At 52.4% G+C, this 12,182-nt stretch carries 10 protein-coding genes; 3 read left to right on the top strand and 7 right to left on the bottom strand.

Translation table 11 applies throughout. From position 1 onward, the window contains the following. Nucleotides 1-294 precede the first annotated feature (294 nt). Nucleotides 295-1,053 carry a PEP-CTERM sorting domain-containing protein gene (locus OSC10802_RS44910; RefSeq protein WP_017720151.1) on the top strand — a complete coding sequence of 253 codons (759 nt, stop codon included), beginning with the start codon at nucleotides 295-297 and terminating at the stop codon, nucleotides 1,051-1,053. A gap of 17 nt (nucleotides 1,054-1,070) precedes the next feature. Here OSC10802_RS44910 and OSC10802_RS44915 read toward each other — a convergent pair whose 3' ends face one another. From OSC10802_RS44915 to OSC10802_RS0128345, 7 genes are all read right to left on the bottom strand, one after another. Then, nucleotides 1,071-4,604 (bottom strand): PAS domain-containing sensor histidine kinase, encoded by a 3,534-nt coding sequence (locus OSC10802_RS44915; RefSeq protein ID WP_017720152.1) that lies wholly within the window; start codon nucleotides 4,602-4,604, stop codon nucleotides 1,071-1,073. A gap of 293 nt (nucleotides 4,605-4,897) precedes the next feature. Next, a complete protein-coding gene (locus tag OSC10802_RS44920; protein ID WP_017720153.1) occupies nucleotides 4,898-6,352 on the bottom strand; it encodes a PAS domain S-box protein in 1,455 nt (484 codons plus the stop codon). 185 nt (nucleotides 6,353-6,537) lie between these two features. Further along, a complete protein-coding gene (locus tag OSC10802_RS0128325; RefSeq protein WP_044170133.1) occupies nucleotides 6,538-7,539 on the bottom strand; it encodes an IS4 family transposase in 1,002 nt (333 codons plus the stop codon). A gap of 81 nt (nucleotides 7,540-7,620) precedes the next feature. Then, nucleotides 7,621-8,025: a response regulator gene (locus OSC10802_RS57075; RefSeq protein WP_445727648.1), complete on the bottom strand. Its 405-nt coding sequence runs from the start codon at nucleotides 8,023-8,025 to the stop codon at nucleotides 7,621-7,623. A 25-nt stretch (nucleotides 8,026-8,050) separates the two neighbouring features. After that, entirely contained in the window at nucleotides 8,051-8,512 is a 462-nt protein-coding gene (locus tag OSC10802_RS42205; RefSeq protein WP_017720154.1) for a PAS domain-containing protein, read from the bottom strand. Nucleotides 8,513-8,527: 15 nt separating this feature from the next. Next, on the bottom strand, nucleotides 8,528-8,824 hold the full coding sequence (locus OSC10802_RS0128340; protein ID WP_017720155.1) for a hypothetical protein: 297 nt from the start codon (nucleotides 8,822-8,824) through the stop codon (nucleotides 8,528-8,530). A 390-nt stretch (nucleotides 8,825-9,214) separates the two neighbouring features. Then, complete coding sequence (locus OSC10802_RS0128345) at nucleotides 9,215-10,417, bottom strand: Coenzyme F420 hydrogenase/dehydrogenase, beta subunit C-terminal domain (protein ID WP_017720156.1); 1,203 nt, start codon at nucleotides 10,415-10,417, stop codon at nucleotides 9,215-9,217. 523 nt (nucleotides 10,418-10,940) lie between these two features. Here OSC10802_RS0128345 and OSC10802_RS51340 point away from each other — a divergent pair. After that, a complete protein-coding gene (locus tag OSC10802_RS51340) occupies nucleotides 10,941-11,234 on the top strand; it encodes a hypothetical protein (protein WP_155968500.1) in 294 nt (97 codons plus the stop codon). After that, a complete protein-coding gene (locus tag OSC10802_RS51345; protein ID WP_155968502.1) occupies nucleotides 11,158-11,685 on the top strand; it encodes a hypothetical protein in 528 nt (175 codons plus the stop codon). The genes OSC10802_RS51340 and OSC10802_RS51345 overlap by 77 nt, the downstream gene beginning before the upstream one ends. Nucleotides 11,686-12,182: the final 497 nt, after the last annotated feature.

The following is a 12,182-nucleotide window of genomic DNA, read 5'->3' on the forward strand; positions in this document are numbered from 1 at the left end:
GGATTTGAGGGATTCCACGCAGAAATCCTGGCTCACTGATATAGAGCATTTTTCATATTAGTGAGGTGCTGAGAAACCCGGTTTCTTAAAGAAACCGGGTTTCTGGGGCGTATTTCATTCAAATGAAAACCGCTATTAGGAGCAACCGGCACCTCGAGCGCCGGCGCATCCAAAAACTTGCATCGAACAGGAAAGCTTAATGGTGAGCCTGCAGGGGACAGCTGGAGTGCGTTCCCTGCGGTGGCTAGTTAATTGATACAAAACCCAGCAAAACCCAACAAAAAAAGAGGGAAAATGGCTGACAGTTTTTTAGGAAAATTAGCAGTTGCGACGGCTGGGGCAGCATTGAGCCTAGCCGTGATGGGAGCGCAGCCTGCCGGTGCTGCTACCATCACCTATGATTTTAGTGTGGGTGTCACTAGCGGACCGCTGACAGGCAACCAGTACAGCGGTTTTTTCCGCTACGATGACGCAACTACGAGCCGGGCTGGCGAGCTAATTCTCCCTTATTTTGAGATTAGCGACTTCTATTTTGACTTTGTTAATACCTCCTTCCAAAATGCCTTTCAGAGTAAAACCTATACCCGAAGAGATTTATTCATTGACCTTCGGGCGTTTCCTTATTCCCTTCCTTTATACATTAGCGGGGGTGAAATCATTCAGGACCCGTCTGGGGACATTGATTTGATTCCGCGAGGGGGGCACTTCAACAGTTTTGGATTCTCCACGTTCAATCGTTTCGATAGAGGCGAGGCGGGTTGGTGGCATCTTGCTACTTACGGGGGATTTAATTACAAGTTCGGTTGGGATTATTCCTCCGGTCCAGATCCCGGTCTGAGTGGGAGCGGAACTGTGACCTACTGGTTGCGGGAAACCCCCACGAGTCGCGTTCCCGAACCCGGAACCGCTTTTGGGCTCGGCGTGCTGGGTGCCGGCTGGCTGCTGAGGAAAAAGAGGGCATCCCGCAGTTTGCAGGGTGCCGCAGGGAACGGCCCAAAGAGCTGCGCTAGCGCGCCATCCCGCAACAGGCAACGGGAAGGCACAGCCCCTTAAGAGGCTCTTGAGTTGAGCTACGGCATTGGCGATATCAAGTTGCACAAGGGCTGCAAAGGCAGCGCCACGGTAAAGACAGTGCGTCCCGGTCTGCTGCCGGCAGGAAGCTCACTTTTCACGCTGACCTGACCGCCGTGCCAATCCACACACTGTTTGACAATCGCTAGCCCCAGACCCGTACCCGGGAGAGTGCCAACATTTTTGGCGCGATGGAAAGGCTCAAATAGTCGGGGCAAGTCTTCAGGAGGAATGCCGATCCCCTCATCCTGAATGGCCAAGATTGCCTGTCCCTCCTGACACGCGAGCTCAAACCGAACCGCGCCCCCTTTTGGGGAATACTTGATAGCATTCGAGAGCAAATTGCTGAGAAGTTGCCGCAGCAGTTTGGCATCCAGACAAGCGCTGACAGATTCGCCCGGACTGACAAAATTGAGCGTGTGCTGGTAGCTCGCACAGATGGCCATCTCATCCACCAATTCCCGGCAGAACTGCGTCAGGTCGATCCAGACGGGGTTGAATGGGAGCCTGCCGGATTCGGCAGAACCAAGAAACAGAACATCTTCTAACAGCTTGGTGAGATTGGCAACAGCGGATTGAATGCGCTGGATGTGTTCCAGTTTTTTCTCATTTTTATCCGCCGGCCATTTTTGCAGGTAATATTCCAGCAAGTCAGCAGAAGAGAGTACCGTACTCAGGGGAGTGCGGAACTCGTGGGAAATCATCGAGATAAAGCGAGTTTTCAGCTCGCTGAGGTCTTTTTCTCGGGCCAGAGCGTTGAGAATTTCGGCTTCCGCCTGCTTGCGTTCGGTGATGTCTTCGGCGATGCCGGCGATGCGGTAGACCTCTCCCAGCTGATTCCGAATCGGAAAGGCGCGATCGCAGATCCAGCGAACCGCCCCATCAGGCCGCACAATCCGGTACTCTTCATGGAGGTATTGCTCGCCTGCAATCTGTTTCTCAAAAGCAGCTCCCACGCGCTCCCTGTCTTCAGGATGTGTGGCCCAGAGCCAGGATTGAGGCTGCTCGTACAAACTCTGGCAGCTGTAGCCCCAGATTTTTTCGTAAGCGGGACTGACGTAAAGTATCTGGTTGCTGCGGGGGGAAAGCATCCAGAAGACTTGATTGATGTTTTCCGCCAGTTGGCGAAAGCGCTCCTCGCTCTCTCGCAGCGAGTCCTCAGCAACTTTGCGATCCGTGATGTCGATCCAGACGCCGATAATCTCCTGCGGATCGCCGGCACTATCCCGGACAGCAACAGCCCGGTCGAGAAACCAGCGATACTCCCCACCGGCACACTGCCAGCGATATTCAACAGAATTTTCCCCTGACGCGAACAGAATGTCCCGCGCCTGCAACACCCGTTCCCGGCTCTCGGGATGCAGCCCTTTGCGCCAAAATTCGGGGTTGGCGGCAAACTGCTCTGTGTGGAAGCCCGTGATCCGCCCCACATTTTCGCTGATCCAAGTTGCGCCGTTTGCGGCGACTCGCACGCTGTAGAGAGCCACCGGCACTGAGCGCAGCAGGAAAGCTTGTCGCGCTTCACTCTGTCGCAGCGCCGACTCAGCCTGTTTGCGGTGGGTAATGTCAAATCGCACCGCCAAATATTGGAATGGCTTCCCTGTCTCATCCAGGAAAGGAACGATAGTAGTATCCACCCAGTAATAAGAGCCGTCCTTTGCTTTGTTTTTGATTTCTCCTTTCCAAACCCTCCCACCGGCTATCGCTGACCAAAGTTGCTGAAAGAACTCCTTTGAGTGATGCCCCGAATTGACGATCTCGTGGGTTTGACCGAGCAGTTCTTCTCGGCTGTATTGAGAAACTTCGCAAAACTTATCATTAGCGTAGGTTATCGCCCCAGTGGCGTCCGCAATCGCCACAATGGCAGACTGGTCTAAGGCAAACTTTTGAAACTCTAACTCTTCCAGAGCCTTTCTCAGCTTCAGTTCTGCCAGCTTGCGCTCCGTAATGTCGTTATTGATTTCCAGGACAGCCACCGGCTCGCCGCGCTCATCCCGCTGCAGCGTCCAGCTGCTCGCCACCGCCACCCGCGTGCCATCGCGCTTCATTTCGGTGAGTTCCCCCTCCCAAGAACCCGTTAGCCGCAGAGAGTCTTCAATTTCCTCAAGAGGAGCGGGAAATACAGTTGACAGCAGCGCCGGTTTGTGCGCTCCGATTGCTTCGTTCTTTCGCCATCCATACAGTTGCTCGCAACCTTGATTCCAATATGTAATCGTGTAATTGAGGTCGCGAATTAAGATGCTGTCGCTGGCTAAGTCAAGCATCTGGGCGTGTCTTTGCAGCGCTTCCAGAGTCCGCTTGCACTCGGTCATGTCGCGCAGCACCGAGAGATGCCGGTGGGGCAGAAAGTTGGCAGTAGCGGAACACTCTAACTCTCGGATTTCACCGTCCGGACGCTGGAGCTGGAACTGTGCTTTTACTTTCCCCTGTGCTAGGAAAGCTTGCCATGCGGCGGCCAAATCGCAATCAGGTTTGGTAAAATCCCAAATATGCCGGCCAATGAGTTCTGACTTAGGCAAGCCAAACAGGTCACAGGCGGCGGGATTGGCATCCACATAGGAGCCACTGTCATCGGCAATCACGATGGCGTCAAGGGCGCTGTCAAAGATGGCGCGCATCTGGCCCTCACTGGCGGCGAGTGCGGCTTCCGCCCGTTTGCGAGCGCTAATGTCGCGCACCAGAATCAGGACTTCGGCACCGGCAACCGGCACCAGGCGAGCCTCGAAATCGCGCAATTCCCCATTTTCGGCCAGCTGGTACTCAAAGATTTGCAGCTCCCCCGCAGACAGTGCTCGCTCGATGCTCTGCATAGCCGGTCGAGCCACTTCTGTTGGCAGCACGTCAGGCAGTTTTTTCCCTAAGAACTCGCCAGCGGGGATTGCCGGCTCGATGCCTTTTGCCGGCATCACATCCAGATAAGTGCCATCCTCGCCGACGCGAAACATTAAGTCCGGAAGCGCACTGAGGATAGCTCGATTGTACGCTTCGCTTTGGCGCAAAGACTCCTCTGTCTGCCGGCGCTTAAGAATTTCTTGCTTCCGTAGCTCAATAGCCTCCCTCAATTCTGCCGTCCGCTCCTCCACTGCTATCCCCAGCGCCTCATTCGCCTGCTGCAGCGCCTCTTCCACCCGTTTGCGATCCGTGATGTCGCGAGCGATACTCAAAACCGACACCACGCAACGATCTTTCCCAAATTCCGGAACAATGCGGGATTGATAGTATCTGGCTCCCGCCGGTGTTGGGAACTCAAACTCGATAGCCGCCTCACGACCTGTTTCAAAAACTCTCTTGAGCGTTTCTTGCCAGTAAGATACCAGTTTTTCTGGCATCCCCAGCTCTTGATGGGTTTTGCCGGTGAGGGCGAAAACCGGCATTCCCGTGGCGTCTGCTGCCGCCCCGTTGACGTAAACATGGCGCAGCTCTCTGTCAAACCTGCTAATCATATCCGGTGAATTTTCCACTAGATTTTCAAATTTTTGCTTCCGCAGGTGTAACGCTTCTTCTTCCTGTATGTCGGGGAAATTTTCTTGCATTACTGTTATGCATTTAAAACTTTTACCGCCTTCGCTTTTATAGCAGTAGCCACTTAGATTAGGACATTAAACCTTCAGGCCCGGCGGACGCCCTACCTACGTCTATATCCCAGCAGTAATATGGGTTAGGACAATAGGAGCAGGAGTGCGGGGGTGCAAAAGAGGCCGAAATGTACGAACCTAAGTGCATACTGCTATAATAGGAAGTGTGCGCACAAAATAAATGGGGCCATCATGCTTCAAATCATAGAATGTGGCTATCCCAGCCAGCGCCACTCGCACCCATAATTTAGTTAACTTTCATATTTCTCCTTGCTAAATATACCAAATATAGTGCATTCAAATGATAAAATTTTAAGCCCTAGCGTTGCCAGTCCGGCACCGTCACCCAGGGGGTAGCGCAGGTTTTGGTCAAACAAAAACACTGCCCCATTGGGAAAATTAGCTGCCAGAGTGCGATATAGCCGCTCACTTTTTTGCAGAGCTGCAACAAAGCGCTGGCGCTCCATTTCGGCTGAGGCGCGAACTGCGAAAATTTTCAACAGGGATACAGCTGTGTTTGGATTTTTCAGGGGTTTGCGGCCCATCACGGCCATCAAACCGCAGAGTGAGCCGGCGGAATCAAACAGAGGAGTGCCGATATAGCTTTCGACGCCCATGTCAGCCAGCAAGCGATCTCGCGGAAACAGCTGCTGAGCGCCGGTGGGATAGCAGCAAAGCTGTTGAAGGGCAGCATTTCCTGCGGGCGTGCCGGCCAAATCCAACTCGAAGTTACCCGCAATCGCGCCGCCAGCCCACACCGCTGCCGTCCTGACAGTCTGGCTGTGCGTCGGGCTCACCTCACCAATGAAGCCGCAGTCGGCATCGAGCGTCATAGCCAGGTACTGCACCAGTGACTTAAAGAAAGCCTCTCCCGTGAGAGGGGAGACTAATTCAGCCACATTGCGCAGCAGCGATTCGGCCTCTGCGCGCTCCGTGATGTCCGCACCGGCGCACTGAAACTCAACGAGCTCGCCGCGCTTGTTAAAGATAGCGCGGGTCGTCCAGTGCAGCCAGCAAGTCTTGCCCGTGGGCGAGATGACGCGGCACTCAACAGTCCCCACCGGCACCTCTCGAGTCAGGGAAGCGAAGTGGGTTGCGGCGAGTTCTCTATCCTCATCTGGAATCAGCGGCGCAAATCGCTGCCCGACTAGCTCCTGTGGCTGTTTGCCGAAGTAGCGACAGCAGGCTTCATTAACAAAAGTGAGGGTGCTGTCGGGTGTGAGCCGGCAGACCTGCTCCGGAAGATCCCCAACGACAGCCCGATAGCGAGCTTCCGATTGCTGGAGGGCGGACTCAGTTTGGGCTCGCTCCAGGGCGTAGCGAATCGCACGCAAGAGCAGTGGGGCGTCAATCGGGCCCTTGACTAAGTAATCCGCAGCCCCGGCTTTCATCGCCTCAACGGCACCGGCGCAGTCTTTTTGCCCAGTCAGGAAAATCGCCGGCGCGCTGGGCGCGGGCGTGAGCGCAGGGGCACCTTTGCAGCGGCGCACTTCCTGCAACAGTTCCAAACCGTTGCGCTCACCCAGATGCCAGTCGAGAAGATACAGGTCGTAGTCAGAGCGCAGCATCATCTCCAAAGCCGTCTCCCAGGTGTCAGCCCATTCCAGCGAGAACCGTCCGCCCTCAATTTCAGACAGCAAGTCGCGCGCAATTACATAATCGTCCTCGTCGTCATCAACCAAAAGGACTCTAACGCCATTATCCATATGCGTCCCCAATACTATTGCTCTGGGAGTGCAACCCGCCGGCACTCCCTTCTAAAGCGGGTAGTTCGACGGTATCAAACCAGTATCTGCTGATAGTCTCCATCACGCTGACGAGCACAAGTGTTGAATTCTGTCACAAAACTTTACATTTTAGCTTACATTTATCCTGCCCTGAGTAAAAATGCTTAGCCAGAGAGAAGTCGTTCTATCCAGTGGACATAGCTGATTTCTTGACACATACAACATTGAAGATAGCGGAGTTTATCTAGTAGCGTAGTCCCCCATTCTTTAGGAATATCTACTATCTTTAATATCAGGTAAGCTATCAGCGAAACATAAATTTGTATAGCTATACCATTTACATTTTTAGTAATCAGCTTATCCAACTTAAGGTGCATTTTAAGAAACTTCCATAGCAACTCTATGTGCCACCTATATTTGTAGATTTCCATAAGCTCTTCATCGGAGACTTCGGCCCGCTCCAAATTGGTGGCCAATCTATACTCAGCACGCTTTTCAAGATCGCAAAAGTTAACAACTCTATATATTCCTGAGTCCTTGCCTGTCCCAACTAGAAACTGCCCCTTATTTTCAGAAAATTGAAGTTTGTAGTTGTTAGGTATGCGCAAGACAAAATACTTGTTTGACTGCTGGGCGAGCCGTAAAAATTTTAAACTAGAAAAGCCCCGATCCATTACCCCTACACCGTTTGGGGGCAAACTAGCTAACATCTCTTTTCCATATCTGTAGTCAGAGTCGTATCCAAAATTTATTAAGTTTTCTTCTGGAACTCCTGTGGTTAAATTTAAGGAGCTAACAAGCTTTACTTGGTAGTATTCTTGCAGCCATAGCAATTTACTCGTTAGAGTAATGACAGTTGAATCAATAGGACACAGCTCATATTTTTGAAGGCTTTTTTGACGGCAAATTTCCTCATTAAGTTGTTGATAAAGTCTCAGGAATGGCTCTTGACTTCTGGACGCATTAGCTTTGGAGAAAGTTGAAATATCTAGCTCATAGCCAGTTCCATTTAGTCGCTTGAATATATCTCTCATACTGGTCAAGCTTTTATCCATTGCATAGCTCAACCATATGGACATAAACAAGCGGGTGTTAAGGACAGGATAATCATTTTTAGGCAAAGAAGCCAAACGATTTTGGACAATCTTAGAGAATGAGTTGAGCACAGGTTATTAACAGGATTGATTTGACCGTAGCCCAAATCATAGCACGTTTTGGGCGCTTTTTTTATGTCGAATTGTTAAGATTCAACACTTGTGGCTGACGAGGTATTCAAACGTCACCGGCTTGGTGATGTAGAAGTTGGCCCCCGCATCATAGGAGCTACGATGTGTTCCGGTGCTTTTGATGTCGTCAGCATCACAATTGGAATCCGGCGCAGCTCCGGATCTGCCTTGATCTCCGAGAGCGCCTCTCGCCCGTCTTTTTTCGGCATATTCACATCCAGCAGGATCAGCTGCGGTCGCGGCGATACTGCCGGCGGGTGCGTACTTGCTGCGACGGTACAGGTAGTCCATCAGCTCCTCGCCATCCTCAACGCAGGCAAGCAGGGGCACCAGCCCGCTCTCCTCGAGCACCTCTTTGGCCAAAAGGCGGTCGTCTGGATCGTCCTCAGCTAACAGGACTACGATCAGTTTGTGCCGTGGATTCACTCTCGTTTTTCTCCTTTGGCTTGTTTTAAGAGCAGCGTGACAGTAAAGGTGGTTCCCCGGAAGGCAGCATAACCCAGTGTGTGACTGTGGTGACGGGATTTTCCCGGCTCAGCCCACTCAGCTGCTGTTGCACTTTTTGCCAATCCTTTTGGAGAACGACTACAATAAGAAATTGCCCAAGCTGCTCCGCCTGTGTCTTCTGGAAGTAGCGACAGTAAGCTTCGCTGACGAAAGTTAAGGTGACGTCGGGCAAAAAGCGACAAATGAGTTCCCTTTGATCCTCGACAATGGCCTGATAGCGGGCTTCCGATTGCCGCAGCGCCGACTCGATTTTCTGGCGCTCCAGGATTTGGTTTTCCAGGTTTCGGTTCACAGCCTCCAGCAGCGCCGGACTCGGGAGATCCAGCCCCTCGGGCATCAGCGGCACTAGCTCCAAAGCCGTCCACAGGTACGCCCCAGCGGTAACGGCTTTGAGTAATCCCGACACCCAGTAGTCCGGGTGCTACAGCGTCCACACTTCCATCAGGTGGGTGCTGCCGCAGGCGATGATGAAGCCTCCAAACAGCCAGAAAATCCACCGGAAGGGCACGTCCCGCCTCTTGCTGACGAATTCAACCACCAGCCCCGGAATCGAATCGTACGCTAGCGCAATTAGAGAGTCCGACACCGCATGCAGCCACACCAATCTGGGCTCCCACAGGTAGCACATGCCCTGCGGCATCAAGGCTAGCTGCAAGTGCCAGCCGGTCGATTTCATCAATTCCACCGCCGGACTGGGACCGGGTAAGACTTCAAGCATAAAATCTTTCTGGAATTTTCCACTTCTCAACCGTCGGGGAGTGAGGGATTTTAGATTGTAGATTTTAGATTTTAGATTGGCTGTCCCTTCTAGTTCCCAGAATATGATCCCAGCTCGGCTTTTGGCAAGCTCTTCTTAATTAAGACTCCTAAACTGCTCTCCATATAAGTTAATTTTACTCAACTTGCTGACAAATAATTTAACCCCCAGTAAATACCGGGGTGCGCTCAGAAAGAGACGCTCCCATTGCCCGCCAGAATCCCCCCCGAAAGGTTTTGACCCTTGCCTGCATGAGGATCGCTCAATAGTAGGGTGCGTTCCCGGAGGGAACGCACCGGCACATTATTGACACAAGCGGTCTGGTTTCAGCGATTTCTTAACCGGCACGCCCTAAGCGTCAGGCAATTTATACTGCCCCACTATCCGCTTGGCGTACTCCGGTATGTGCGACTCTAGCTTTTCCGGATAATTCCGCAAGACATACAAATAATTGCGCGTGAAGTGGGAATCTATGGAAAATCGAGCGTATTCCAGACCTTTGGGGCCGATTTTTTCAATGACGACGCCCATCAGTTTGGCTGCCCACATGGGTAAAGTTACCCCTTTGTCGTAGGCTGGAATGCTCTGCTGCACCGCAGCTCGCCGGTCGCCCGCAGACATCACCGGCTGGGTGTTCAGCTGGTCGATCGCCAAATCCAGCATTTCTTGACCCCTGTCATTGCGCACCACAATCCACTGCCAGCCGAAAGGAGCCCCCATATACCCAACCACCAAATCTGCCAGAGAATTGACGTAATCAAAGCAGCTCATGCAAGAGGGGGCAAACACATCCTTGAGTTTCTTGGTGTTCAGCCCAAAGAAAGGCACTTTCTCCTCAGAACCGTCCTCGTGTTTGAAGTGAACCTGAAAATCCTGCATGAACTCGTAATGCACCACGGTAGAGGGCGACCGGCTAGTCGTGTCCAGGAACTTTTGCAAGCCGGCGCGGGTGACATTATCCACGCAGGGAGTCCCCAAAACGTAGAGTTTTTCCAAGCCCAGCTTTTTTTCCACCGCTCGCAGCGCCTGGATTTGGCAGCCCACCCCAATCACCAGCAGCCGCTTCATCCCCGAGCGCTCAACTTGCTCCAGCACTGAAAGGTTAGGCGACAGGGTAGGCTTATTGACACGGGCCGCCAGCACCTCCTCTGGCGTGCGAGCAATCACCGGCATGGGCTGAAAGCGGTCTTCCTCGGTATTCTGGACGCAGACGACACCTTCGACAATGCCCCGATTCAGCATTTCGATCGCTATCGTGCTGACAATCCCTGTCCACTGGGCACCCTCGACTGGCTCCTTTTTCCGCGCCGCCATCATTCTTTGGCTGACGCCAAAGTACCAGTCATCGGGACTGTCCAAGTTTCGGCTGCGCCCGTGGGTTTCCTCTTCGAACTCAGCGATTTGCTGGTTGATGAAGGCGCAAGCCTCCTTGACATAATGCACGTAATATGTATCGCACAGCCCGCACTCGCTGCAGAGTTCTTTAGCGGGCCGCCGGCTGCCCGGTTTGAGGGCTTTGGCTTTCTTGTGTTTGGGGGAATCAGTCGCAGTCATTAAACTTTGGTCTTTTATCCAGAGATGGCTTTTTTCACGATACCCTGGAAGTTAGATCACTTTTCACGCCCTTAGAGTGGGGAGCATCCCGGCTGTCCAAAAAAGTCCAAATAATGCAACCATGATTTCACCAGGGGGTAGGAGGAGAAGATATTTGGCCACCGAATCAAAGGAAACGGGATTGAAACCACTTCCATCCCCCCCTTCCCCCCCATCCCGGGCTATGCATTACCCACATCTCCTGAAAGGCTTATCCTGACTCGTTTTCAGAACCTATTTCTCTTCGCGCCGGCAAGCCTTGCGTGCCCACTAACCGTAACCGGAGAATCTGAGTTCTGGCTTTTTACCCGACCTTTACTCTCAGTAGTTAGGGAATAAAGCAAATGGCTTCCAGGGAGGGAAACATAGCTGGAAGCGGTAGTGCTGCACAAGTAATGTTTTTTGCATTTTATCTCGCGCTTCAAGGCGGGTTCCATAAGCTCGCATCATTACTTATGCAGGACTGCCGAAAATTTGTGTACCAATGGTACACAAGTCCCAGAGCCAAAGTGTCAAGTCAGACCGGCATGGGACTGGCTTGACCCATTTACGGTTGATTGAGGCCACACCAGCGGGAGAAAATTTGTGTACCAATGGTACACAAGTCCCAGAGCCAAAGTGTCAAGTCAGACCGATTGGGAGTGCTTTGACCAATTCACGGTTGATTGAGGCCGCGCCGGTGGGAGAAAATTTGTGTACCAATGGTACACAAGGCCCAGAGCCAAAGTGTCAAGTCAGACCGGCATGGGACTGGCTTGACCCATTCACGGTTGATTGAGGCCACACCCGTGGGAGAAAATTTGTGTGCCAATGCTACACAAGGCCCAGAGCCAAAGTGTCAAGTCAGACCGATTGGGAGTGCTTTGACCCATTCACGGTTGATTGAGGCCGCGCCGGTGGGAGAAAATTTGTGTACCAATGGTACACAAGGCCCAGAGCCAAAGTGTCAAGTCAGACCGATTGGGAGTGCTTTGACCAATTCACGGTTGATTGAGGCCGCGCCGGTGGGAGAAAATTTGTGTACCAATGGGACACAAGTCCCAGAGCCAAAGTGTCAAGTCAGACCGATTGGGAGTGCTTTGACCCATTCACGGTTGATTGAGGCCGCGCCGGTGGGAGAAAATTTGTGTACCAATGGTACACAAGTCCCAGAGCCAAAGTGTCAAGTCAGACCGGCACGGGACTGGCTTGAGCCCCCTCAAGGCGCAGCAAAATCACTCCAGAGCTGAAGTGTTTTATTTGCCGGAGCATGAGTTGGCAGTCTGCCCGGCGGCGAGGGCTCATCTGTTGCTTATCGGCTGGCGGATTAAACGCCAGTCAGGCAAGCATTTTATGATGTGGTGTTTGCGTTTTACGAGCAGCAAAAGATTGGGACTGGGATGTTATAGCAGTATGCACTTAGGTTAGAACATTAGACCTTCAGGGCAGCCAGACGCTGGCCTACGTCTATATCCCAGTAGTAATATGGGTTAGGACAATAGGAGCAGGACTGGGGGGGTGCAAAAGAGGCCAAAATGTACGAACCTAAGTGCCTAGTGCTATAGCCCGGGTCTGGCTTGGTGACGGGTTTAATACCTGAAGACCTGTAATTCTTGCTTCAAGCCTAACCGCACTTTCGTGGCTCGGACAGGGGTGCACCCAGTAAAGAAGGAGTTGAGAAATTCAGTAAAAAGAGGAATTGACTGACAAGATGAAGTCTGCTAAAAAATTCTTCCAGATCAATTCC

Source organism: Kamptonema formosum PCC 10802, from assembly GCF_000332335.1.
In the GTDB taxonomy this organism is placed as follows: Bacteria; Cyanobacteriota; Cyanobacteriia; order Cyanobacteriales; family Oscillatoriaceae; genus Oscillatoria.